The organism is Ensifer sp. (assembly GCF_035999185.1).
Classification (GTDB): Bacteria; Pseudomonadota; Alphaproteobacteria; order Rhizobiales; family Rhizobiaceae; genus Ensifer.
The window spans coordinates 11,512-37,208 of the sequence record NZ_DASYHB010000198.1; the positions used below are offsets into that span (position 1 = coordinate 11,512).

Sequence of the window (25,697 nt, forward strand, 5' to 3'; positions counted from 1 at the left end):
AAGGGAGAAACGGGTGCTCGCGGACTTTATTCCGCGAAAAACGACACATGCGCCGTTTCGGGGAAAGAAAAACAAAGAGCCAGCGCGATATCCGCACCGGCTCTATTAATGTAGTTTTTGCAATATCTTCTCATCGGATGGTGAGCCCCAGTGCCGGCCAGATGAGGAGGGCAAACAGGGCCAGAAGCGCGATGAACGGAGCGGCCAACATGAGCGCCAGGCGCAGGAGGTCGGATGGGCTGAAAGCCGGTGGTTCCATGCCCCCGAACAGTGCGACCGGCTTGGCAGACACCATCAGCGTCTGGCAGAATCCACTACCAATGGCTGTAGCCATGATCAGCACTTCGGGGCTGACGCCGAAGCCGGAGAGCGGCAGCGCGACCGCCGGAACGAGCACGGTCGCGCGCGCCGTTCGCGAGGCAATGACGATATGCGCGAAGGTGGCGATGCCGATGGCAACGAGCACGACCACCCATGCCGGCGGCTTGCCGATCAGGCTGAAGGCGCCGATCAGGCGCTCGGCAAGCAAAGTCGCCGTACCGGTCGACAGCAACGCCTCGCCGATGACGAGGGTTCCCGCGAGGAAAAGCAGCAGGTTCCACTCAACGCCCTTCAGCGCCTTGCGGAACGGCATGCCCGAGACCTTCTCCGACGCAAGCACCAGCGCGCCGACAAGGGCGATGACCGGCAGTGCGACACCGTGAAGATCCGAAGCTGCGAGCGCCAGGACGATGACAGCCGTTACGGCGAGGACCGTCTTGTCGCGGGTGGACAACGGCCGTTTCTCGGTAGGTTCGGCTGGAGCATCCAGGCGCCAGTTACGGTCGGCGTCATCGAGGAAGAACCGCAGGATCAGGCCGCAGGCAATCAGGCTCGTCAACAGTGCAAAGGGAGCGGCAAGCAGCGCCCATCCAAGAAATCCCGGCGTGTCGCCACCGCTGCGACGCATGAAGTCGATGGCAACGAGATGGGCGCCGGCGCCTGTCAACGATGCCGCTGCAGAAAGCAGGATGACCGACGGAAAGAGGAGAGCGAGAGCCCGGGTAACACCGGGGCGGCCGATGGTGGAGGCGAGGCCGAGAAAGACCGGCATGAAGATCGCTGCCCGCGCCGAGGTCGACGGGATAACGAACGCCGTTGCGAAGATCGCGAGCGTCACCGCCCAAAACAACCGGTTGACATCGCGGAACCGGGCGAGCAGCCGAAAGGCCAGACGCTCCACCAGGCCCGATGCCTGCAGCACCGCAGCAATCACCGAAGCCGCCAGCATCAGCCAGACGATATCGTTGCCGAGTGCCGTATAAACCGCCTCTTCATTGACGGCACCGGTAGTGGCAAGGGCCGCTGCGCCACCAAGCGCCACCGGCGTTTCCGGCAGGTCGAAAATCGTCCAGCAGACGAGCGTCGTGGCAAAGACCATAAGCGACAGGCGCATCGACAAAGCCAGGCCGTCGGCAGCCAGGAAGATCAGTACGGCCGCGAATGCGACGAGCAGTGCGCCGACCAGCAGGCGCACCTTTCTGACCGGCATCTGTCCATCGATGTGTCGTGCCCTGCCTGCGTCAACGGCAACAAAGTCTCCTTGCGAGGCGATCGCCGGGCTGGCGGTCATGGCTGCTCTCCTATGCTTCACCGCGCCCGCGCACGGCAACCGCGCCGCACGAGAGCCTTCGGGCTGTCTTCGTGCGAGGGCAAACGGAGGGTGGGAGAGATTATTCCAGCCAGACTGCGCTTTTTCTGATTTCACCGGTCGGCATCATCCCGGTGTTCGGCAATGATGCGAAGACCGAGCCGCTGACGCTACGCTCCTTGCGGCAGCGGCGGTTCAATGTCGGCATCAGCTCAGGCGCCGCGGCGCGCCACGACCGGCACGTAGTGCTCCAGTTCTGGAGCCGGGAACTGCAGCGTCGCGTTGATTTCCGCCGAGCGGTAGAGACCCATCAGCATCTCGACGACGGCAAGCCCGTCCTCGAAGGTTTCGATCGGTTTTTCGCCTTTGCGGAAGCACTCGACCATGTGACGGTTCTCGTCAATGTAGCCGTAGACGCCCGCCTCGTCTTCCAGAACCGGCATCAGCCCCTGCTCGGCGTTCTGCTTTTCGACGAGATCCTCGCCTTCCGAACCCGTGACCTCGCGCGACATGAAGATCTTGAGGCCGGTGGAGAGCGAATTGTATTCGAGCGCGTATTCCGGCCCGAGAAGCTCCAGCTGGATGCGCAATCCGGCCCCCACATAGGCCCAGGAGGTGGTGGCCTCGATCATCAGTTCGTTGCCGTCCTGATCTTCAAGCGTGACGGTCGCACGCGCGAAGTCCTCCGAAGGACGATTGCGGTAGTCGACCTCGCTGCCAAAGCGTTTGCGCAGTTGCTCGGCATAGTGCGGCCGCGTCCATTTGAGATTGGCGACCGTGCCGTTGACCGCCTTGATCTTCAGCGAGTTGCGCGGCGCACCCGGCGCCGTCAAGAGGTAGCGCGCCACCTCGACGCTGTGGCACATCATGTCCGAGAGCACGCCGCCGCCCTGCTTGTCGCCCTGCCAGAACCAGGGCTCGTGCGGGCCCGAATGTTCTTCCGCGGCGCGGGCCAGGTAGGGACGCCCGGTGGTGGAGGCCGCGCGCCGCCAGATGATCTCCTTGCCGCGCAGGACCGGCGTGCAGAACACCTGGTTTTCGAGATAGCCGTGGTTGAGGCCGGCATCTTGTGCAAGCGACAGCATCTCGCGCGCCTCGGCAACGGTGCGGGCGAGCGGCTTCTCGCAGGCGACCGCAAAGACCTTGCTGCGCCCATCCTTCACCGCCTTGTACAGCGAACGCATCACGTCGAGGCGGGTGTAATTCGGCGAAAGGACCCAGATTGCGTCAACGTCATCGGCGGCCAGCAACGCTTCCAGGCTCTCATGAGTGCGGCAATTGCCGAGGCCGAGCGCATCGACTTCCTTGGCAAACTTCTCCCGGTTTTCCGGCTTGCGGCTGAAGACGCCGGTGACCTCGACATTGCGCACGCCGATCATCGATTTCAGATGGAAGTGGGCGATGAAGCCCGATCCGACGAAACCCACGCGCAGCGTCTGCTTCGGTAGCTGTGTCATACTGTTCTCCCGATTGTTTTGGTTATCGACGTGGCGGCGCGGTGCTGCCACGAATGTTGAGCGTGGTCGGCAGAACCACCGCCGGCGCGGCGGCGGCGTCATCGCCGGAGAGGATGCGAAGAAGCAGGGACATCGCCGTGCGGCCGATCTCTGCGCGCGGCTGGCTGACTGTCGTCAACGGCGGGTAGAAGGCCTTGCTGAGATAGAGGTCGTCGAAGCCGACGACCGAAACATCGCCCGGAACATCGCGCCCGAGCCGACGCAGCGTATGGATCGCCCCATAGGCCATCTCGTCGTTGGCGACGAAGATCGCGGTCGGCGGTTGCGGCAGGTCGAAGAGAGCGGCGGCGCAGGCTTCGCCCGATTCCAGCAGGTAATCACCTCGCACTTCGAAGCCTTCGGGAACCGGTAGGCCGGCTTGCCTCATCGCCAGCCGGTAGCCCTCACGCCGATGGCTCGCCATTACCTCCGGCAACGGACCGGCGATATGGGCGATGCGCCTGTGGCCAAGACCGATCAGGTGTTCGACAGCTTCGCGTGCCGCCGCAGCATTGTCGATCTGCACATGCGGAAAACCTTCCGTCTCGATCATTTCCAGCGCGACGACGATGGGCAGGTGGGAAACGTGCGCACTGTCGCCGGGCTCGGTGGTGGGCAGCTTGCCGGTCATCAGGATCATGCCGTCGGCATGGCCATCGCGCAGCATGTTGAAATACTCGACCTCGCGGTCCGGATCATTTTCCGTGTTGCCCATGAGAACGGCATAGCCGGCCGCGCGGGCGGTTGCCTCCACGCCCTTGAGGATCTCGAGGTAGAAGGGGTTGCCGACGTCGCGCACGACCAGCAAGACCGACATCGACCGGCGGGTTCTCAAGTTCCTCGCGCTGACATTCGGCCGGTAGTTGAGTTCACGCGCAAGCGCGTCGATGCGCTTGCGCGTCTCGTCGGTCACCAGGCTGGAGCCGCTGAGCGCACGGGAAACGGTTGCGACCGAAACGCCAGCCCTCTCCGCGATGTCCTTGATCTTCGGCCGTTCGCTCATGCCCGCATCGCCTTTCCCCGGCCATAAAACAGCATGAGCAACAGCAGTGTCGCGCCGAACACCATCTGCCGGCCAGATTCGTCGATGTTGACCGTGGTCAGGATGCCCTGGAGGATGACGAGCAGGAGCGCGCCGGCCATGGTGCCGGTATAGCCGCCCTTGCCGCCGGCAAGGGAGGTACCGCCGAAGACGACGGCGATGATCGAGGAAAGCATGTACTGTTCTCCGACATTGGCAAAGGAAGAGCCGGAATAGCCAAGCAGGCAGAGCCCGGCAATCGCGGCAAACATGCCGGAGATCATGAACAGGCCGACACGCATCAACCGCACCGGCACCCCGGCCATGTAGGCGGCATGCTCGTTCGAGCCGATCGCATAGATGCGATGGCCGAAGACAGTGCGGTTGAGCATGAGCGCCATAAACAGGCCGATGGCGATCCAGAGCCAGATGATCCCGGGAATGCCAAGAACAAGCGGTTGGGTGACGAAAGCAGAAAGACCGGGGGCGGCACGGCCCGAGGGAATGCCGTTGCGAATAACGACGAGCAGGCCCTGCAGCACGCCGAGCATGCCGAGCGTCATCACCAGCGGCGGAATGCGCAGCAGCGTGACGCCGAGACCGTTCAACAGGCCGAAGAACGCACCGGCGACGAGGCACGCAAGCACAGCCGGCAGGATGCCGCCATCGGCGCCGTTCATGACGTTGCCGGCGATGATCGCCGAGAGTGAGACGACGCCGCCGACGGAGAGGTCGATACCTTCGCGCCCGCCGAGGATAACGACGTTCTGGCCGGCAGCGACAATGCCGAGCAAGGAGGCAACGATCAGCAGGCGCAGGATCTGGTCAGCCGAGGCGAAGCCCGGCGAGAGGCTCTCCCCGAGGGCGAGCAGCGCCACGATCAGGACGAGGGCTATGACCAGCGGCTGCTTGAAAAATGCGGCAACGAAATTCATGCGCGCGCCCTCCGGCCGGCGAGAACGCCGGCCATCAGCACAAACAGGATGGCAAGGCCCTGGACGAAGTTCTGCCATTCCGACGGGGTGCCGATGAAGAACACCAGCGAATTGACGAGGCCAATGGTCAGGGCGCCCAACAGCGAGCCGACCACCGTTGTCCAGCCGCCGGCAAGGGCACTGCCCCCGAGCACGACGGCAGCGACACTATAGAGCGTCATCTTGCCGCCGACGAGCGGATCGCCGCTTGCGGTGTCGCCGGTCAGGCAGAAGGCGGCGAGCGCCGAGAACAGCCCGCAAAGCAGGTAGCCCTTGATGCGCACGGCAACAACCGGCAGCCCCGTCTGGTAGGCCGCCTGCTGGTCGTCGCCGACGGCGAGAAGCTCGGTGACGATGCGTGTCCGCGACAGCAGAAAGAGCAGCAAGGCAAGTGCTGCAAGCACGTAAAAGACGAAGGGCACGCCGAGCAGGCGGCCGCCATAGGTGCGCCAGAAGATCGCCGGCGCCGGCGTGCCGGCAACGGGCATGACATAGAGCGCCAGGCCGGTGAAGAAGATGCTGGTGGCGAAAGTCGCGACGATCGCCTGCAGCCGAAGGGCAGTAACGACGATGCCGTTGACGAGGCCACAGGCAAGGCCGATCAGGACACCCAATGCCAGAGCGAGCAGCACCGCGCCTGCACCGCCACCCCAGCGTTCCATCAGAACCACGATTGCGACATTGACCAGCGACAGCGTCGCGCCCGCCGAGAGGTCGATGTCGCCGGCGGAAACAACATAGGTCTGGGCGATCGCCAGCATGATCAGCGCCATATAGGTGCTGAAGAGCCCGGTGATCGAACGAAAGCTCAGGCTGTTAGGCGAGAAGATGCCGTTCAGCGCCAAAAGGGCGATCACGATCACCAATGCCGGCAGAAAGGGATAACGCTGCAGCCAGGACCTCAGTCCTCCCGCTCCCGAAGCGCCAATGTCTGTGGTGGTCGATGTCATCACGCGGCCTCGTATGCAGCCTGGTAGAGATTGTAGCGGGTGCGATCGTCGCCAGTCAGTTCACGCGTCACCGAGCCACCGTTGAAGACGAGGATGCGGTTGGCATTGCCGAGCAATTCGGCGTCCTCGGACGAATAGAGCAGGATGCCCAGCCCCTCCGCGGCCAGTTGACGGATCAGCGCGAAGAGATCGGACTTGGCCTGGAGGTCGATGCCCTTGGTCGGATCGTCAAGCAGAAGCACGTCTGGCCGGTCGATCAGCCAGCGCGCAATGATCACCTTCTGCTGGTTGCCGCCGGAGAGCGAATTGATCGGGTGGAAGAGGCTGGCAAACTTGGTGTGCATCGCCTCAAGCGCCGGCATCGCCTTGTCGCGCAAGCGCGACGGGCGGGCAATCATCAGCCGGTCGCGCAGATAGTGGATCGGCGTAACGTTCTCGATGATCGGGCGGCCGCTGATGACGCCGTCGCGGCCGCGGTCGCCGGAGACATAGGCGCAGCCGCGACGGATGGCGTCGCGCGGGCTCTTTGCATCATAGCGCTCGCCGCCGATTGTCAGCTCCCCTGAGGCAACAGGGCTTGCGCCGAAAATCGCCCGCAGCAGCGCCGACTGTCCCTGACCGTGCAGGCCGCCGAGGCCGAGGATTTCGCCACGCGCCACGTCGAAGTTGACGTTGCGAAAGCCCTTGCCGCTGAGATTTCGAACAGAAATCGCTGCCTCGGCCTCTCCTGTGACAGCTGCAGGCGCGGAAGATCGCGCCGCCGGCATGTCGCTTGACCCGCCGACCATCAGCCGGATGACGGTGCCCGGATCCGTCTCCGAGAGCTTGAGCGTGTCGATGGTTTCGCCGTCACGAATGATCGTCACACGGTCGCCGATCGCAGTGATTTCGTCCATCCGGTGCGAAATGAAGATGATGCCGCGCCCTTGTGCCTTCAGTCCGCGCAGGATTTCGAAGAAGCGATCGACCTGGGCGCGATCGAGTGCGGAAGTCGGCTCGTCGAAGATCAGGATCGGCGCTTCGCTCGCGAGCGCCTTCATGATCTCGACCAGTTGCCGCTGGTCGGCCCTGAGATTGCCAACGAGCGCTTCGGCATGAAATCCTTCGCCGGCGACATCCGTGAAAAGGGCGATGTAGCGCTGAGCCCGCGCCTTCAGCACCGCCCGGTCGATGAACAGCCCGGCCTTTCTCGGCAGAGCGGAAAGGCAGATGTTCTCCTCGACGGAGCGGTGGCTCGCAAGACTGAGCTCCTGGTAAAAAATGCCGATGCCCGCGGCGCGTGCGGCTTGAGGCCCGGATATGGCCACCGGCTTGTCATTGATCAGCAGTTGCCCCCCATCGGGGCGCACGCTGCCGGCAATGATCTTGCAGAGCGTGCTCTTGCCCGAACCGTTGGAGCCCATCAGCACATGCACCTCGCCGGCGGCAATCTCGAGGTCGCCGCGGCGTAGCGCCAGCGTTGCGCCGTAAGCCTTGCTCACGCCGTTCAGTCTCAGTTTCGACATCGGGTGTCGTCCGTCATCATGGTTTCAGCTGCACGCCCAAGGGGGCGCGACTTTGCGCGGTGTGGCGCAGCGATTTTTCGGTTCCGGCACGGCCGCAACAGTTGGCGACGCCGGTCACCGGGCAGCCCCATCAAAGCCGCCCGGTGGAACGAGAACTTACTTGAACAGCGCCGTCGCGTCGTCGATCGACAGCGAGCTCGTGTAGGAATAATAGCCCGGCTTGCCGTCGAGCTGCTTGGCGGCATCGGCAAGATTCTTGCTGTCGATGAACGGGATCGGCAGGTACATGGCGTTCTTGTACTGGCCGGCCGTTGCCGGTTCCTTCAGTTCCTTGCCCTGCAGCATCAAGACGGCAACGTTGAGGGCGCTCGCCATGACACCAGGCGGGTTGACGGTCGCGCCGGAATTGAGCTTGTCCTTCATCCAGAGATCGATGAAGTCCTTGCGGATTTCGCCCGTGGCGGCGATCTGGCCGGTCTTGCCGGCATCCATGATCGACTTCCAGGCGCCGGCCGCCATGCCGTCCTGCACGACGACGCCGTTGATGTCGGGATAGGTCGCAAGGATGTTCTGCATTGCCTGCTGGCCCTGCGCCTGATCCCAGTTGGCGTTCACTTCGTTGACCACCTGGATATCCGGAAGGTCTTTGAAGACGCTCTTGTAGCCGGCGACGCGCATTTCGTTCGCCGGATGGCCGGCGACGCCGTTGATCGCGACCACCTTGCCCTTGCCGCCGAGCGTATCGGCGAGCCACTTGGCGCCGGCCGCACCCCAGGCCGTCTGGTCGATGCCGACATAGGTTGCGTCCGGCGAGGACACCTCGGCGTCCGTCGCGATCACCAGGATGCCGGCTTCCTTCGCCTGGGCGAAGATCGGATCAAAGGCGGTCGGGCTGTTGGGGTTGATGATGATGGCGTTCACGCCCTCCGCGATGAAGTTGCGCACATGCGCAATCTGGCCGGGCACGTCGACATTGGCGCTCTGCACCGAGACTTCGACGTCGACACCTTTTTCCTTCCACTTCGCAGCCGCCTCCTTGGCCTCGTCGATCATCTGCGTGCGCCACTCGCTGCCGACCCAGCCGTTGGACAGGCCGATCTTGAACGTCTCGGCATTGGCGAAAGATGCGGAAATGGCAATGGTAGCGACAGCGCCAAGCGCTGCGGCGATAAATGTCTTCATAAGATCCTCCCAAATCTTGCGAGAACCATGAAGCCAGAAAATGTAATCGATTTCAATGGGGATTTTCAGGGACTTTTGCAGGATTTCTATCCCCGCCGGTTCCCAAGCATTCCAGACAGCGTCGGCGACACCCGATTGCGCTCAGCGAGTACTAGGCCGAGAGGGCGCAATATCCCTTGGCTCCCCCTGCCCTGTGTGCAACAGCAGGGGTAGAGGCGGCATCGATTCGTCGTGCCACCAACTGGAATGAAATGCAGGAATGAAGCCATGACTTGAAGGCGCCGCGGGTTCGATCCCGATTGCCGCCGGAGCAACGCTAAGCCCGTTGCTCAAATCGCAACACTTCGTTGCTTGCCGGCCGGCTAGCCGCAATTTGCCCTCACCCCCTACTGTGAACGCTGGGCAAAGAACAACAACTGGCTCCCAACCAGAGGAGAACATCATGACCGGAAAAACCGGAGCCGCCTCGGGCGCGCTCTATCTGCACATCCTTGTGCTGGCGATCGTCATCGCCTCCGAGCTGATCGGCATTCAACGCCTTCCGATCGGCATCGGCACCGTCATCTTCCTGCCGATCCTCTACGCCTTCGCACTCGGCATTGCCTTCAATCCTGCCATTTTCAAGGCGAGCGCCAAATTCCTGTCGCGCGATGCGGTCAAGCTTTCCGGCGCGATGATTACCGTTGCCATCATGCCTTTCATCGCCAAATTCGGTACGACCGTCGGCCCGCAGATTTCGAAGATCATCGAGGCCGGCCCGGCGCTGGTGCTCCAGGAACTCGGCAATCTCGGCACCATCATCGTCGCCTTCCCGGTCGCGGTTTTCCTCTTGAAGATGGGCCGCGAAGCCGTGGGCGCCACCTATTCGATCGACCGCGAACCGAACCTCGCGTTGATCGCCGACAAGTATGGCCTCAACTCGCCGGAGGGTGCGGGCGCCATGGGCGTCTATGCCACCGGTACGCTGATCGGCACCTTCGTCTTCGCCATCATGCCGCCAATCATCCACGGTCTTGGCATCTTCGACGTCCGGGCGCTCGCCATGTCCTGCGGCGTCGGTTCGGGCTCGATGCTGGCCGCCTGCACCGGCGGCCTGGTTGCCGCCGTGCCGGACCAGAAGGACATCATCCTGGCGCTTGCCGCCGCCAGCAACATCCTGACCTATGCCACCGGGCTTTATGTCGGCATGTTCGTCGCGCTGCCCTTGACCGAGTGGCTCTACAACAAGGCTCGGCCGTCCGAGCGTCGCACCGCAGCCTGATCGGGAGAGAGAACAATGGCCAACCAGACCAACACCTCCGCCAATTATGCAGACGATCTCCCGCTTGCGGCCGAAGACGAACGCAAGCTCGACGTCGTCGGCCATGCCGGCCTGCTTCTGATTGCCTGCGCCATCGGCCTTGTCGCCAACTGGGTCGGCACCGGCACCTCGCCGCTGACGGCACTGCCGGGCATGGCGGCGCTCTACGTCGCCTGCATCGTCGGCTTGGCGCTTGCCCGCTTCGTGCCCTTCTACCTGCCAAGCGTCGCCTGGGTTTCGCTGATCGCGATCCTCATCACCATCCCGGGCGTTCCCGGTGCAGCCTGGGTCAGCGAGAAGGTCGAGCACCTGAACTTCCTCGCGCTGGCGACGCCGGCGCTTGCCTATGGCGGCCTGGCGCTGACCGCGAGCGAATTTGCCATCGCCCGCCGCTCCGGCTGGAAGATCGTCATCGTCGCCATCTGCGTGATGGTCGGTACCTATATGGGCTCCGTCGTCGTCGCCGATCTTTTCCTGCGCCTCGGACAGTAATTGCTTAAAAAAAGATCGGCCGGCCGTACGGGTCGGCCAATCATACCTCCATTGACAGGACGCAAGCCATGAAACGCCACGACATCAGCCCCGAGCGCATCGAGGAAACGATCCGCTGGCGTCATCACCTGCATGCCTATCCCGAGCTTGCCTTTGAGGAACGGCAGACGGCCGCCTTCATTGCCGGCCGGCTTGCCGAATGGGGCATCGCCGTTCAGGACGGCTATGGCACAACCGGCCTTGTCGGCACGCTCACGCGCGGCGCGTCGAAGCGCAGCATTGCACTGCGCGCCGACATGGACGCCCTGCCGATTGTTGAGACAAGCGGCGTCGACTATGCGTCAAAGACGCAAGGAAAGATGCATGCCTGCGGCCATGACGGTCACGTGGCGATGCTGCTTGCCGCTGCCCGGCAGGCGAGCGAGATGGACTTCGACGGCACCGTTCATTTCATCTTCCAGCCGGCCGAAGAAGCCGAAGGCGGGGCGCGCGCCATGGTCGCCGACGGCCTCTTTCACGACTTCCCCGCCGACGCCGTCTATGCGCTGCACAACTGGCCGGCGCTCGACATCGGCTCCGTGGTCGCGCGCGACGACGCGATGATGGCCGCCTTCGGTGTCTTCGAAATCTCGATCACCGGCCGCGGCGCCCACGGCGCCATGCCGCACGAAGGTGCCGACCCTCTGGTCGCTAGCGCCCAGATCGTCACGGCGTTGCAGACCATCGCCAGCCGCAACGTCTCGCCGCTCGAAGCCGCCGTCGTTTCCGTCACCCAGATCCACGGCGGCGACGCCTGGAACGTTATTCCTGAGAAGGCGGTTATTCGCGGCACCACGCGTTGGTTCGACAAATCGGTCGGTGACATCCTGGAAAGCCGTATGCGCTCGCTCGTCACGGCGCTTGCCGAAGGGCTCGGCTGCAAGGCGGAGCTCGACTACCAGCGGCGCTATCCCGCGACAATCAACGACGCTGCGGCTGCGACCCTTGTGCGCTCCGTTGCTGCTGAAGATGACGCCTTGTCGGTCGTCGATGCGGCTCCAAGCATGGCGGCCGAAGACTTCGCCTTCATGCTCGACGAGCGCCCCGGCTGCTATCTCTGGCTTGGCGCGAGGCGCGAGGGCAAGAACCCCGGCCTGCACTCGCCGCACTACGATTTCAACGACGCGATCATCGGGCAGGGTGTAAACCTCTGGACACGGCTGATCGCGACATCGCTTGGTCGTTGACCCCAAGGGGATTCCGTCGCATCCATGACCGCCATGGACGTACTCGACGCGAAAGCGCTCAGGATCTTTATGGCGGTTGCGCGCATCGGCTCGATCCGGGGCGCGGCCGAGCATATGGGGCTGGCGCCATCGGTCGTCAGCCGCCAGATCGCCGATACCGAGCGTGACATCGGCCTTTCCCTGTTCGAACGCACGGCGCGCGGCACGGTCTTGACCGATGCCGGCGAGCTGGTGCTTGAACACGGCAAGCGGGTGCTTGAGGACAACGGGCTGCTTGCCGAACAACTCGACCAGATCCGCGGCGTGCAGCAGACCCGCATCCGCATTCGTTGCGGCGAAGGTTTCATGGCGGATCTGGTGGAGAACGGGCTGTCCTCGTTCTCGGAAGCGCATTCCTACGTCCGCTACATCGTCGAGCTCGGCAGCACCGAAGACGTGGTCGACGCCATTGCCAACAGCGACGCCGATATCGGCATCGCCTACACCCCCTTCACCGACCCGCGCATCCGTGCACTGGCAATCGCCCGACAGCCGCTCTGCGTCATCGTGCCGACCGGCCATGCGCTGTCGGAACGCCGCGAGCTGAAGCTCGCGGATTGCCTGACCACGCCCTGCGCCCTGCTCGGCAAGGGCAACGGCGTGACGCAGCTTGTGGCGCGGGTGGCGGCCGATGCCGGGCTGGCGCTGGCGCCGCTGCTCGAAACCCATTCGATCGAGGTGCTCCGCCGCTTCGTCGCCGCCGGCCTTGGCGTCACCTTCCTGCCGCGCACGGCTGTCGCGGTCGAAATCGCGGGCGGCGTCATGAAGGCCATTGACCTTGCCGATCCGCTGCTGAGCGAGGCGACCGCCCATTTGATGGTGCGGGCCCATCGCCGCCTGCCGCTCTCAGTCGAAAAGCTCGGCCAGCACCTGGCAAACGAGATGCAGTCCTTCAAGGGCTGAGCCGCCGGTCTCCTCGCGTCCTCTCCGTGGCTTCAACGAATTGCCTCCAGACATAACGGTCGGCGGACGCGCGCGCTCGGCAGCATCCCGCAGGCGACGACGCAGACGTTGCCACACCAGCAACGCACTGTACCGGGCGCGCCGTCTACCCGGTCAGAAGGCCCCATGTCACCTTCGCCCATCAACAGAACCATATGAGGGTGCAGCGGATCATGACGGCGAAACGAACACGTGTTGGCGTGGTGGGAATGGGCGCAATGGGGCTCGGCATGGCGACGACGCTCGCCGCCACGGGCTTTGAGGTCAAGGGCTTCGACCTCTCGGAAGCGCGGCGCGGGCTTGCCGCCTTGGGCGGCGTTTCCTCCGTCGCCGCGCTCTCGGACGTCTTCTTCGACACGGATTTCATCGTCTTCTCGCTGCCGACCGCCAAGGACGTTGCAACCGTCGTCGAGGCCAATCTCGAGGCGTTGAAGGCAGCCGGCCGGCGCGTCGTGATCATCGACACGTCGACGTCCGAGCCTGACGTTTCGCGTGATCTCGCCGCCGCCCTCGCGGGTCTGGGGCACGGCTTTATCGATGCGCCCGTCTCGGGCGGCCCGGCCGGTGCGGCAGCTGGCAAGCTGACGATGATGATCGGCGGCACTGATGCGGACGTTACGCTTGCCCGCCCGGTTCTCGACGCCATGTCGGCGAAGGTGCTGCATGTCGGCGAAAGCGGCGCCGGTAACGTCGCCAAGCTCGTCAACAACCTGCTGGCCGCCGCCCACATGGTAACGACGGGCGAAGGCCTGAAGCTGGCGCTGGCCGCCGGGCTCGACGCGGAAGAGGCGCTCAAAGTCCTGAACGCCGCCTCCGGCAAGTCGATGATCAGCGAGGTGCATTTTCCGACCTGGGTCATGAACGACCGTTTCGACAGCGGCTTCACCATGGGCCTGATGCGCAAGGACGTGCGGCTGGCGAGCGAACTTGCAGCCCGCACCGGCGCCGAGCTGCCGCTCTCAAGCGCGGTCGCCAAGCTCTGGGCCGAGAGCCCGCTCGACAATGCCGAGGACTTCACCCGCATGGGCGCCTTCCGCCTTACCAGCATCAAAGCCAACGATAACTGAGAACCAGGGGAACGACGATGAACGACATGACCATGCCCGCCAAGGCCGAGCGTATCCGCGCGCTGTTCCACGGCATCATCCCTGGCACAGAAATCGGCAGCTATGTCGACGGTGCGCTGGTGGCCGGTTCCGGCGACGAACAGAAGCTGACCGATCCGGCAACCGGCGAAGTCTTTGCTACCTTAAGGGATGCCGGCACAGACGTGGTCGACGCCGCGATGCAGGCGGCTGAACGCGCCCAGCGCGAGTGGATTTCGATGACCGCCTCCGCCCGCGGCCGGGTGATGAACGAGATCGCCCGCAAAATCCGCGAGCGCGCCGGCGAGATCGCCGAACTCGAAAGCCGCTCGGCAGGGCGGCCGATCCGTGACATCCGTGGCGAAGCCGTTCGCGTCGCCGAGATGTTCGAATATTACGCCGGCTGGTGCGACAAGCTGCATGGCGAGGTCATCCCGGTTCCGACCTCGCACCTCAACTACACTCGCAACGAGCCGGTCGGCGTCGTCGCGCAGATCACGCCCTGGAACGCGCCGCTCTTTACCGGCGGCTGGCAGATTGCACCGGCGATCTGCGCCGGCAACGGCGTCGTCATCAAGCCGTCGGAGCTGACACCGCTCAGCACGCTGGTGCTCGGTGCGCTCTGCGAAGCCGGCGGCGCGCCGCGCGGCCTCGTCAACGTCATCGCCGGCCAAGGCGTGACGGCAGGCCAAGCGATGGTTGCTCACCCGAAGACCGCTCTCGTCGTCTTTGTCGGTTCGGCGCCCGCCGGTTCGGCGATCGCGGCGGCGGCGGCAAGGAACACCGTGCCCTGCATCCTCGAGCTCGGCGGCAAGTCCGGCAATATCGTCTTTGCCGATGCCGATCTCGGCCGCGCTATCGTCGGCGCCCAGTCGGCGATCTTCTCGGGCGCCGGCCAGAGCTGCGTTGCCGGCTCGCGCCTGCTCGTGCATCGTTCGGTGCACCAGCAGTTCGTCGAGCGCTACGCCGCAGCCGCCGAGCGTATTCCGGTCGGCGACCCCTATCTCGATACGACGCAGATCGGGCCGATCAACAACGCCCGCCAATGGTCAAAGATCGAGGAAATGGTGCGCCAGGGCGTTGCCGAAGGTGCGACGCTTGCAACCGGCGGCGCCAAGCCAACGGCGCTTCAATCGTCCGGCGGCTTCTACTTCGCACCGACAATCCTCGACAACGTCAAGCCGGACATGACGATTGCCCGCGAAGAGGTCTTCGGCCCGGTCGTCGGCGTCACCGTCTTCGACGACGAGGAGGAGGCGATCGCGCTTGCCAACGACAACCCCTACGGCCTTGCCGGCGCGGTCTGGACCCGCGACGTCGGGCGCGCCCACCGGGTTGCGTCCAGGGTGCGCGCCGGCACCTTCTGGATCAACGGCTACAAGACGATCAGCGTCATGTCGCCCTTCGGCGGCTTTGGCCGCTCCGGCTATGGCCGCTCCTCCGGTCGTGATGCGCTGATGGCCTACACGCAGACGAAAAGCGTGTGGGTCGAAACGGCGGAAAATCCGGCCGTCGTCTTCGGCTATTCGCCGGAAGCCTGACCAGGCTCCGTCTGAAACGAGAAACGGCCGGCGAAATGCCGGCCGTTCCTTTTTGTAACGGAAGTTCCGAAAGCTCAGAATTCGAATGCAGTCGAGACCATGAACGTGCGCGGTGCGCCGGCAGCGAGGAAGCCGCGGGCGGATGAAGCCCAGTAGTTCTCGTCGAATACGTTCTGCACGGTCGCCCGGACTTCCACCGGCTTGCCGCCTTCGCGTTCGAAGGAATAGCGCGCACCGAGATCGACCCGAGTCCAGTCCGAAATCTTCTGCGTGTTCGCCTGGTCGTAGTAGGTGCTGCCGGAATAGACGAGGCGGCCGGTCAGCGTCAGGTCCTCGACCCAGGGCGTGTCGTATTCGCCGTAGAGGCTGAACGCCACGTTCGGGACGCCGGGAACGCGGTTGCCATTGAACGTGACATCGCCGGTGCGGTTCGATGCCTTGTCAAGCTTTGCATCCATGAACGTGACGCCGCCGAGCAGGCGAACGCCATCGACGGGCTCGCCATAAGCCGAGAGTTCAAGACCACGGTTGACCTGGAGGCCATTGACCGAGAACTCGAGGAGGTCAGGGCGACCGGCAATGGGGTTAGGCACGACGGTCGTAAACCCGTTTGGCTGCCGGATCTCAAACAGCGCTGCGGTCAACATCACCTCTCCGAGGTCGTATTTGACGCCGATTTCCTTCTGCTTGTTGACAACAGGGGGATAGATCTGACCGCTGTTGGTGGTGCCGGACGGCGCCGACGGTCCCTCCGTCAGGGCTTCCACGTAGTTGGCATAGACCGAGAAACTGTCGGTGACGTTGAAGAGAGCAGCGACCGCAGGGCTGAACCGGGATTCATCGTACTTATAATTTCTCAACCCGACCGGCGCACTTGCAATTCGAGTACGCGTGTTGAAGCCTTGCACGCGCATTTCCTGATAGCGCCCGCCGAGCGTCAACTGGAATCGGTCTTCGGCAAAGGACAGCGTGTCCGAGATCGCAACGCTGGTTGCGACCAGATCCGAAAACTTGTGCAGGTCGTTCGAGCGCGGAAGTCCGCTCGCATCGCCCCAGGAGCTCGGCACGTAAACCGGGTTGTAGATGTTGGTGGTATAGCTCCTGAACGTGAAGTCCCGCGGATTGAAGTAGCCGCGGTTGTTCTTGTTCTGCGCCCGGCTGACGGACACATTGAGCTGATGACCGACCGAACCGGTGTCGAACTCCGAGCGAAGGCCGACTTCGCCCGACATCCCTTCGATCTCCTGCGGGTTGTAGCCAAAATCGGCCTGCGCATCGCCGTTGGAGTTCTGAATTATGTAGGACGTGCTCAGGAAGTCCTCGCGGTACCGGCTGATGCCGCCGGCGGCATAGATCGTGGTGTTGTCCAGAACGTCGAATTCGATGCGGCCAGCGACCATGTTGTGTTCGCTGTCATGGTATTCGAACGGGTTGGACGTGTTGATCCGACCATCGGGCGCTTCCGGAATCTTGATACCCGGGGCTGCCGCATTGAACAGCGAGGCCGGCGCGTTGATATTCTGCTTGGAATGGTTGAGATCGAGCGACGCGCGCACCCGCTCGCCGCGATAGTCGAGCCCGAGCGACAGCACGCCGATCTCGTTTTCGTTGTGATCAAGCGCCGTGTCGCCGCCGCGATAGGACCCGTTGAAGCGGACGCCCCATTCGCCTTCCGGTCCGAAGCGGCGGCCGACGTCGAGATGCGTCCACAGCTGAGAGTCCGAGAGATAGGTGGTCGTCAGCCGCGTCAGTGGTTCGTCGGTGGCGCGCTTGGGCACCAGATTGATGGTGCCGCCGACGCGACCGACGCCGCCGTTGACCAGCGTGCTCGGCCCCTTCAGCACCTCGACCCGCTCGATGCCCTCAAGCGGGCTGCGCCGCGGATTGGTGATGTAGAACAGGCCGTCATAGGCGGTGTCGAGATTGGTGACCGAGAAGCCGCGGATGAAGAAGGAATCGCGCTCGCTGAACGCGGGCGCATCCGAGCGCACGGACGGGTCGTTGAGCGTGATGTCGGAGATCGTTCGCGCCTGCTGGTCGCGGATCAGCTTGTCGGTATAGCCGGTGAGGCTGAACGGCGTCTCCTTCACGGAACGGTTGCCAAGCGCGCCGAGCCGCGCACCGGTCGCCATCTGACCACCCGCATAGGGAGCCGGCGGCTGGCCGATGGTGCCCGTTTCGGGTGGTTGCTCGCCGGTCTTTCCGACCGCCACGATGGCGTCCAGTTTCGTCGTTCCGGCGGGCTGAGACGTCCGCTCGGCCTGAGGCTGCACCTCGACCCGTTTGGTCTTTTGCGCCTCCTGGCCGAGTGCTGAAACTGCGGACATCGCAAGCAGCGACACGCCCGCAAGAGCCGCGCAACCCTGCTGACGCAAAACCAAGTTGAACCTACCCCTCGCCATTCTCTAACCCCTGTATTCCGGTAAATGTGAAACTGTGTGCCCGTCATGATTGCCAGCCGGCCTGGACCGCGTCGGCGACAGCGACGTGCCGACGCTGCGCTCTGCGCAACGGCGCAAGGCGGCTTCCGGACTTCGCGTTCGCTTGCGGTTATTTCGACCGACAGACGGGCCTTGTGCGCAGCAACTCGCTTCGGCAAAGCGGTGGGACCGTCTGCCCAAGAAACGCTGCAAGATGAGCCTCGGCTTGGCGCACCAACCGTTGCCAAAGCTGCCGGTCGTACCGGAGCGCCCTGCGCGAGAAAACAATCGCTAAACTGGTTGGCATCGCAATCATCGACCCTAAAACGGCAATTATAACAATATCATAAAACTTGAGTAATCAATTCAAGTCTGCGCACCTATAGTCGGATTCGGCTTGGCGTCCACCCAATTTGTGCGCGAATTCAGCGGTTAACGGTAAACCGGATACGATCGACGAGCGGCGGGAAGATGGGCAAATCAGGCTTCGCGGCCGCGCTTGGCCCGCATCGGCACGATGAGGCGAGGCTTGGCCGGCATAAGCCGGTACCCAGCACAACCAGCCCCACGCCGGCGCTCCGATTGGCGGGCCTTCTTATGCGAAGCCCACGGAAAACGGGATGATTTGATCCACATCGGCAGTACCCATGCGAGGTCGAGCCTCTCGGCCCCGCGCGGCAAGCCCTGCTGTCAGGCCCGGAAGCGATCGAATGCGGTCAGCCGTCTGATCGGTGGGTCGGCCTCACTCCAGCGATAGATCTCCGAACGCAGATAGCGGAGCTCATCCTCAAGCGCGAGCTCGGCGACCTCGATCCACCAGGACTTCGGACGACCGTCGGTTCCGTCCGACCAGCGATAACCGCGCGCTTTCAGATGATCCTTCATATCGAACGGGCTGTTCTCCGCGAAAACGCGGACGCGCGATCGCTGGCTTTCCTGATAAAGCTCGGCAAAGGGCGTGTTATCGGAGCCGCCATCCTTCGCAAGGACTTCGAGCAGAGCGAAGCAATCGTCGACCGCCCGGTGGCCATCGTGGAAATAGCCGGCCTGCCCGATCAGATACCCAAGTTTCGTACCTTCGAAGCCACGAGAAGACCAGTCGATCTCCGAAACGGAGCAGGCCCACGCCTTCTTTTCGAAGACGGGCGAAAAGGCCTCACAGAAGGGACGATCGAAGCCGGCATTGTGCGCGATCACAAGGTCCGCTCCGTCCATGAGCGTCTTGATCTCGGCGAGATCGATCGTTTTTCCCGCGACCATCGCATCGGTAATGCCCGTCAGGCGCGTGATCTCCGCAGGGATCGGATTGGACGGTTGCCGCAAACCGCCATAAACGCCCGTCACGTCTCCAAGCGTCCCGCTCTCATCGAAGGTAAAGGCGATCAGGCCGATCTCGATGATCTCGTCCTTGCGATGATTGAGCCCGGTGGTCTCGGTATCGAGGATGATGCCCCGCAGCGGAAAGCCGGTGCGCGCAACGGGCACCACGGCGCGCGGCACAAGCCGCTGCAGCAGGCGGTAACGACCCGTCGCCTGAAGGTGACGAACCATATCTTCCTCGGTCAGCGATGCTCGCTTGACCGCTGATCCGCCGCCGGCCTTTTTGGAAGTTGCCTCGTTCGAAACAAAGAGGTCGAACTGCTGCGTCATTCGGTTGTCCCGTAAATTAGCGACTCACACGCGTGTCTCCCAGAATAACCGCTAACAGGCATGCTTCCCAGAAGATCACGAAGAATGATCGGACCACCGCTTGTGCAAACCCGAGGGTCGACCGGGCGCGATCGTGGAACCCAAGCCCGACCCGAAGCGGCGCGGGCGCTGTCGGCGGGCGGAACGGGAGCGTATTTGCAAGACGCAGCGGCGTCCGAATCCCCGAGGCGAGCGAAGGCGATCATCTCTCAGAAAAGTCTGCGGCGGCCTGCGCGCTCTGCCCCGCAAATGCAGGACAGGAACGACAGCGCCGCCGCAGATATGGCTTCATTTGAACGCGTTAACGCGCGACCCGCGGTCAGGCCGCGCGGCTCCAACTCTCGCGGCCGACTTGAGCTTCCAGCTTGAACTTCGCCAGCATGGTGCGCAGCTGCCGGCTTTCCTCGGCGAGCGTGCCGCTGGCGGCCGTCGTTTCTTCCACCATCGCCGCGTTCTGCTGGGTCATCTGGTCCATGTGGTTGACCGAGGTGTTGATCTCCTGCAACGCCGTCGCCTGTTCGCGGGCGGCCGTCGCGATCGTGTTGACGTGGCCGCTGACATTGTTGACCAGCGTCTCGATCTCCAGCAGCGCCTCGCCGGTGGAGCGCACCAGCGCCACGCCGTTTTCGACTTCCGATGCCGAGCTGTGGATCAGGGTCTTGATCTCCTTGGCGGCATTGGCCGAGCGCTGTGCGAGCTCGCGCACTTCCTGTGCGACGACGGCGAAACCACGGCCCGCTTCACCGGCGCGTGCTGCTTCGACGCCGGCGTTCAGCGCCAGAAGGTTGGTCTGGAAGGCAATCTCGTCGATGACGGAGATGATCTGATTGATGCGGCTCGAGGACCCTTCGATCCGTCCCATCGCATCGACGGCACTGCGCACGATCGCGCCGGAGCGGCCAGCACTTTCCTTGGTGGCACGCACCATCTCATGCGCCTCGTTCGCCCGCTCGGACGCGGTGCGCACGGTCGACGTGATCTCGTCGAGAGCTGCTGCGGTTTCTTCGAGCGCTGCCGCCTGCTGTTCGGTGCGCTTCGACAGATCGTTGGCGGCCGAACTCAGTTCCGCGGAGTTGTCGTTGATGGTGCTGGCCGCCGTGCGCACGTTCTGCATGGTGGAGCGCAGCGTCACCATCGTCTGGTTGACGTTCTTCTGCAGTTCGGCGAACGCGCCATGGAACTCCCCGCGCATGGTCTGCGTCAGGTCGGCATCGGCAAGGGCTGCGATCACGCGGCGAACTTCGTTGACCGTCTGATCGACGCTCGAGACGAGTTCGTTGACGCTCGACGCAAAGCGGTTGAGGTCGTCGTTCTCATAGTCCTTCGTGATGCGGCCGGTAAAATCGCCGGCAACGGCCGAGGCAACCACGACGCTGATGTTCGACTGCAGGTCGCTGCTTCGGGCATGCAATGCGGCTTCCTGCGCCTTCATCGCCCGCATGGCGATGCCGTTCTTGCGGAAGACTTCAACGGCGCGGGCCATCTCGCCGATCTCGTCCTTTCGCGATACGTCCGTGCTGTCGCCATCGAGCTTGCCATCGGCAAGTTCGCTCATCGTCGAGGTCAGTTCGCGCACCGGAACGACGATGCCGCGGCGGGCAACGACGAGACTGACGCCGACGCCGAAAAGCACGCAGGCAGCCGCGGCGGCTGCGAGGATGCTCATTGCAACGGAAGACGAATTGAGCGCATCGGCGCGGGCTGCGGCCAGGGCATCGCCGGAATAGGTGCTGTAGATCTTGACCGTCGCCGTCACTGTTTTCTGGGCATCGAGCGCCTTGTCGAGCGCAGCCTTGACCGCACCAGCATCGGTGCCCTTGTCGGCGGCGACCGCGACCATCGCCCGGATCTCGTCGAAGTAGCTGTTGAGCGTGATGCGGATATCGTTGAGCAGCTTGTCTTCCGCATCGTCGGCAACCGCTTCGATCTTCGTCAGACGTCCCAGCATTTCCCCGGCGCGCTTGTCGGTCTCAGCGCCGAAATCGGCGGCTTTCTCCGGAGCTGCGGCAAGCTGGTAGGTCATGCGACTGATGGCGATGATATCGACGCGAAGGTCCATGGCTTCACGGGCTGCCTCTTCGCGCGCACCGACGTCGATGATCGTGGCGCCAAGAGAGGAAAGACCGCGCGCACCGGCAAGCGCGATCAGAATGGAGGAAATACCCATGACCACGACCACAAGGCCGACCTTGGTCAAAATCGAAAGGTTCTTGAACGTCACTGCCGTGACTCCTGTGATGTCGCGATCGCGCTGTTGGGAGGGGACATGGTCAGCCAAACCGGCGGGAGGAGGACCGGCTGTTTGCGAGCGCCGCTGAGGGAGGAGGTCGGGCGCGCACTGACCAATAAGTACTTAGTAATTTCGAATTTAAATTCGGGTTAAAAAAGCGATCGCGTCTTTTCGCACTTGCAGCAAAAGCTGTTGCGCACGTGCCGGAACGAAAAACGGGCGGACGATCGCTCGCCCGCCCGCAGACCACCGCAGCAGTCTTGGGAGATTGGTCTCTCTTGGTCCTACGACCGGCCGTAGCCGCCGCCGGTCGGTGTCACCACCGTGAAGGCCTCGCCGGCCTCAAGAACCGTGTGCGCGGAGCCCGGCAATTCCTCCGTCCGGCCGTCGTTGCGGCGCACCAGGTTGCGGCCGAGCTCGCCCGGGCTGCCGCCCTTGATGCCGAAGGGCGCGACCCGGCGATGGCCGGAGAGAATGGCGAAGTCTAGTGTTTCGCGGGCGCGGATCGTGCGCTTCGTGCCGTTGCCGGCATTCCACTGGCCACGGCCGCCAGAGCCGACGCGAATGTGGAAGTCTTCGAGCACCACCGGGAAGCGGGTTTCGAGGATTTCCGGATCGGTCAGCCGCGAATTGGTCATGTGGGTATGGACCGCATCGGCACCATTGTAGCCGGGACCGGCCGGCGCACCGGAGCAGATGGTCTCGTAGTACTGATAATTGTCGTTGCCGAAGGTCAGATTGTTCATCGTGCCCTGCGCGCCCGCCTGGCTCTGAACCGCGCCGAACAGGCAGTTGGTGACCGCCTGGCTGACCTCGACATTGCCGGCAACAACCGCTGCCGGATAGCGCGGCGTCAGCATCGTACCCTCGGGGATGACGATGTGGATCGGCCTGAGGCAGCCGGCATTCATCGGGATCTCCGCTTCGACCAGCACGCGGAAGACATAGAGCACCGCCGCGCGGGTGACCGGTGCCGGGGCGTTGAAGTTGTCGCTGCGCTGCTCCGAAGTACCGGTGAAATCGACGGTCGCCTCGCGCTTGTCGCGGTCGACGGTGATCTTGACGACGATGCTGCAGCCCTGGTCCATCTCATAGGAGAACTCGCCATCGGGCAACTGGTCGAGCACACGGCGCACGCTCTCGGCGGCATTGTCCTGGACGTGGCCCATATAGGCCTCGACGACGTCTTCGCCGAACTGGGCGATCATCTTCTTGAGTTCGGCGACGCCTTTCTCGTTGGCAGCAACCTGAGCCTTCAGATCGTTGACGTTCTGCAGGATGTTGCGCACCGGATAGCGGGCGCCGTTCAGCAGCGCTTCGAGTTCGGCTTCGCAGAAGCGGCCGGCGTCGATGAGCTTGAAGTTGTCGATATAGACGCCTTCCTCCTCGATGTTGGTCGCTAGCGGCGACATCGAGCCCGGCGAGATGCCGCCGATATCGGCGTGGTGGCCGCGGCTTGCGACCCAGAAGCGGATCTCCTGGCCGGCATCGTCGAAGACCGGCGTGCAGACGGTCAAGTCAGGCAGGTGCGTTCCGCCGTTATAGGGCGCGTTGATCAGGAACACGTCGCCGGGCTTGATCACCGGGTTCTCGCGGATCGCCGTCGCGACCGAGGCGTCCATCGAGCCGAGATGCACCGGCATGTGCGGCGCATTGGCAACGAGATTGCCGCGGTTGTCGAAGACGGCGCAGGAGAAATCGAGCCGCTCCTTGATGTTCACGGAATAGGCAGTGTTCTGCAGCGTCACGCCCATCTGCTCGGCGATCGACATGAAGAGGTTGTTGAAGATCTCCAGCATGACCGGATCCGCATGGGTGCCGATCGCGCTCTGCTGCTTAAGCGCCTTCACACGGTGAAGGACGATATGGTCCTTGGCCGTCAGTTCCGCCTGCCAGCCATCTTCGACGACGATGGTCTGGTTCGGTTCGATGATGATCGCCGGACCGTCGAGCCGCTGGCCGGCCGCGATCTCGGCGCGCAGCACGACTGGGGCGTCATGAAACTGGCCTTGAGAATAGAAACGCGTGCGACGCGAAACGTCGGGCCTGCCCTGCGTGACCGCTCCACCTTCGCGCTCCATCTGGGCGGCGCCACCGCCGACGGTCTCGACTTCGACGGCATCGATCACCAACGCCTTGTTTTCAGCGACGAAGCCGAAACGACGCTTGTGCAGCTCTTCGAACTCGGCGCGCAGGCGGGCGATGTCGTCATGGCCGGGGAAGGTCGCGTCAACCGCGAGCACCGTGTCGGTGCCGGCATAGCGGACATGGGCGCGCAGATGCGTGCGGATCTCGTCGCGGGCAATTCCCTGCGCTTCGAGTTCGCCAACGCATTCGACCTCAAGCTCGGCTCCAAGCACGCTGAGTGCCGCCGGCGCCTTGTCGTCGAGCGGAACGCCGAGCGCCTTCTGGCGCGTGGCGCGAATGTCGGCCAGTCCCATGCCATAGGCCGAAAGCAGGCCGGACATCGGATGCACCAGAATGCTCTTCATGCCGAGCTGATCGGCAACGAGGCAGGCGTGCTGGCCGCCGGCGCCGCCGAAGCAGCTCAGCGCATAACGGGTCACATCGTAGCCGCGCTGCACGGAAATCTTCTTGATCGCCTCGACCATGTTGGCAACGGCGATGCGGATGAAACCATCGGCCACGTCCTCAGGGCTGCGGCTGTCGCCGATCTGGGCCGCCATGGCGGAAAAACGGCCACGCACGGTCTCGACGTCGAGCCGTTCGTCCTGGTTCGGGCCAAACAGAGCCGGGAAAAACTCCGGCTGCAGCTTGCCGAGCATGACATTGGCATCGGTGACCGCGAGCGGGCCGCCATTGCGATAGCAGGCGGGACCCGGATTGGCGCCGGCCGAATCCGGGCCGACGCGGAAGCGCTCGCCGTCGAAATGCAGGATCGAGCCGCCGCCGGCAGCCACCGTGTGGATCAGCATCATCGGCGCGCGCACCCGCACGCCGGCAACTTCCGTCTCAAAGGCGCGTTCGTATTCGCCGTCGAAATGCGCGACGTCCGTCGAGGTGCCGCCCATGTCGAAACCGATGACCCGGTCGAAGCCGGCCGCTTCACCAGTCTTGGCAAGGCCGACGACGCCGCCGGCGGGACCGGACAGGATCGCGTCCTTGCCCTGGAACATATCAGCCGCAGTCAGCCCGCCCGAAGACATCATGAACATCACGCGCGCGCCGGTGCGGGCAATGTCGAGTTCGCTTGAAACCTGCGCCACATAGCGGCGCAGCACCGGCGAGAGATAGGCGTCGATGACGGTGGTGTCGCCGCGGCCGACATATTTGATCAGCGGCGAGACTTCGTGACTGACCGAGACCTGCTCGAAGCCCAGTTCGCGGGCAAGCCGCGCCACAGTCGCTTCGTGCTCCGGATATTTGTAGGCATGCATGAAGACGATGGCGACGGACTTGTAGCCCTTGCCCTTGAGGTCTTCGAGTGCGGCGCGGGCCTTTACCTCGTCAAGCGCCTGCTCGACGGTGCCGTCGGCCAGCACGCGTTCGTCGAGTTCGACGATGTCCTGGTAGAGCGCTTCCGGCTTGATGATTTCGGTCGCGAAGATCTTCTTGCGCTCCTGGTAGCCGATCTTCAGCGCATCGCGGAAGCCCTTGGTCGTCACCAGCGCCAAGGGCTCGCCCTTGCGCTCGAGCAGCGCGTTGGTGGCGACGGTCGTGCCCATGCGCACTTCGCCGATGAGGCCGGTCGGGATCGCGGCACCGGTTGCGAGACCGAGATGCAGCCGAATGCCCTGGACGGCGGCGTCGCGATAGGCTTCCGGATTTTCGGACAACACCTTGCGCGCATGCAGGTTGCCTTGCGGATCGCGACCGATGACATCGGTGAAGGTGCCGCCACGGTCGATCCAGAAGTCCCAGCTGCCGGTTTCGCGTGCGCTCATTGTCCATCCCTCTCATTCGCGAGCCGCTTCATTGTGCAAGCCCGGAAATTCATCAAAGCAGTTCGTTGAC

At 63.6% G+C, this 25,697-nt stretch carries 17 protein-coding genes; 6 read left to right on the forward strand and 11 right to left on the reverse strand.

The genetic code is table 11. From position 1 onward, the window contains the following. Positions 1-130: 130 nt before the first annotated feature. The 7 genes from VGO04_RS26800 to VGO04_RS26830 form a co-directional block, all read right to left on the reverse strand. The gene (locus VGO04_RS26800; protein ID WP_327499006.1) at positions 131-1,612 is read right to left on the reverse strand and encodes an SLC13 family permease; all 1,482 of its coding nucleotides are present in this window, start codon (positions 1,610-1,612) and stop codon (positions 131-133) included. 230 nt (positions 1,613-1,842) lie between these two features. After that, entirely contained in the window at positions 1,843-3,087 is a 1,245-nt protein-coding gene (locus tag VGO04_RS26805; RefSeq protein ID WP_327499007.1) for a Gfo/Idh/MocA family oxidoreductase, read from the reverse strand. Between the two features lie 22 nt (positions 3,088-3,109). Then, complete coding sequence (locus tag VGO04_RS26810) at positions 3,110-4,129, reverse strand: LacI family DNA-binding transcriptional regulator (RefSeq protein ID WP_327499008.1); 1,020 nt, start codon at positions 4,127-4,129, stop codon at positions 3,110-3,112. Continuing rightward, positions 4,126-5,082 carry an ABC transporter permease gene (locus VGO04_RS26815; protein ID WP_327499009.1) on the reverse strand — a complete coding sequence of 319 codons (957 nt, stop codon included), beginning with the start codon at positions 5,080-5,082 and terminating at the stop codon, positions 4,126-4,128. The genes VGO04_RS26810 and VGO04_RS26815 overlap by 4 nt, the downstream gene beginning before the upstream one ends. Beyond that, the gene (locus VGO04_RS26820; RefSeq protein WP_327499010.1) at positions 5,079-6,071 is read right to left on the reverse strand and encodes an ABC transporter permease; all 993 of its coding nucleotides are present in this window, start codon (positions 6,069-6,071) and stop codon (positions 5,079-5,081) included. The genes VGO04_RS26815 and VGO04_RS26820 overlap by 4 nt, the downstream gene beginning before the upstream one ends. Beyond that, positions 6,071-7,576 (reverse strand): sugar ABC transporter ATP-binding protein, encoded by a 1,506-nt coding sequence (locus VGO04_RS26825; protein WP_327499011.1) that lies wholly within the window; start codon positions 7,574-7,576, stop codon positions 6,071-6,073. The genes VGO04_RS26820 and VGO04_RS26825 overlap by 1 nt, the downstream gene beginning before the upstream one ends. Positions 7,577-7,732: 156 nt before the next feature. Further along, positions 7,733-8,758 carry an ABC transporter substrate-binding protein gene (locus VGO04_RS26830; RefSeq protein WP_327499012.1) on the reverse strand — a complete coding sequence of 342 codons (1,026 nt, stop codon included), beginning with the start codon at positions 8,756-8,758 and terminating at the stop codon, positions 7,733-7,735. A 442-nt stretch (positions 8,759-9,200) separates the two neighbouring features. Between VGO04_RS26830 and VGO04_RS26835 the strand changes: the two genes are divergently transcribed. The 6 genes from VGO04_RS26835 (at position 9,201) to VGO04_RS26860 (ending at position 15,383) form a co-directional block, all read left to right on the forward strand. Continuing rightward, a complete protein-coding gene (locus VGO04_RS26835; RefSeq protein WP_327499013.1) occupies positions 9,201-10,019 on the forward strand; it encodes a DUF3100 domain-containing protein in 819 nt (272 codons plus the stop codon). Positions 10,020-10,034: 15 nt separating this feature from the next. Next, positions 10,035-10,550, forward strand: a complete 516-nt coding sequence (locus tag VGO04_RS26840) for a hypothetical protein (protein ID WP_327499014.1) — start codon at positions 10,035-10,037, stop codon at positions 10,548-10,550. A gap of 68 nt (positions 10,551-10,618) precedes the next feature. Next, positions 10,619-11,776, forward strand: a complete 1,158-nt coding sequence (locus VGO04_RS26845) for a M20 aminoacylase family protein (RefSeq protein WP_327499015.1) — start codon at positions 10,619-10,621, stop codon at positions 11,774-11,776. 24 nt (positions 11,777-11,800) lie between these two features. Continuing rightward, positions 11,801-12,718 carry a LysR family transcriptional regulator gene (locus VGO04_RS26850; RefSeq protein ID WP_327499016.1) on the forward strand — a complete coding sequence of 306 codons (918 nt, stop codon included), beginning with the start codon at positions 11,801-11,803 and terminating at the stop codon, positions 12,716-12,718. Positions 12,719-12,930: 212 nt separating this feature from the next. Beyond that, complete coding sequence (locus VGO04_RS26855) at positions 12,931-13,824, forward strand: NAD(P)-dependent oxidoreductase (protein WP_327499017.1); 894 nt, start codon at positions 12,931-12,933, stop codon at positions 13,822-13,824. Positions 13,825-13,841: 17 nt separating this feature from the next. Then, positions 13,842-15,383 carry an aldehyde dehydrogenase family protein gene (locus VGO04_RS26860; protein WP_414650604.1) on the forward strand — a complete coding sequence of 514 codons (1,542 nt, stop codon included), beginning with the start codon at positions 13,842-13,844 and terminating at the stop codon, positions 15,381-15,383. A gap of 74 nt (positions 15,384-15,457) precedes the next feature. Here the strand turns inward: VGO04_RS26860 and VGO04_RS26865 are convergent, their stop codons facing one another. The 4 genes from VGO04_RS26865 to VGO04_RS26880 all read right to left on the reverse strand — a co-directional run bounded on the left by VGO04_RS26865 (position 15,458) and on the right by VGO04_RS26880 (position 25,627). Then, positions 15,458-17,785 (reverse strand): TonB-dependent receptor, encoded by a 2,328-nt coding sequence (locus VGO04_RS26865; protein WP_414650605.1) that lies wholly within the window; start codon positions 17,783-17,785, stop codon positions 15,458-15,460. A 708-nt stretch (positions 17,786-18,493) separates the two neighbouring features. Then, positions 18,494-19,453, reverse strand: a complete 960-nt coding sequence (locus VGO04_RS26870) for a 3'-5' exonuclease (protein ID WP_327499018.1) — start codon at positions 19,451-19,453, stop codon at positions 18,494-18,496. Positions 19,454-19,811: 358 nt separating this feature from the next. Next, positions 19,812-21,713, reverse strand: coding sequence for a methyl-accepting chemotaxis protein (locus VGO04_RS26875; protein ID WP_327499019.1), 1,902 nt, complete (start codon positions 21,711-21,713; stop codon positions 19,812-19,814). A 293-nt stretch (positions 21,714-22,006) separates the two neighbouring features. Next, positions 22,007-25,627 carry a hydantoinase B/oxoprolinase family protein gene (locus VGO04_RS26880; protein WP_327499020.1) on the reverse strand — a complete coding sequence of 1,207 codons (3,621 nt, stop codon included), beginning with the start codon at positions 25,625-25,627 and terminating at the stop codon, positions 22,007-22,009. Between the last annotated feature and the right edge of the window lie 70 nt (positions 25,628-25,697).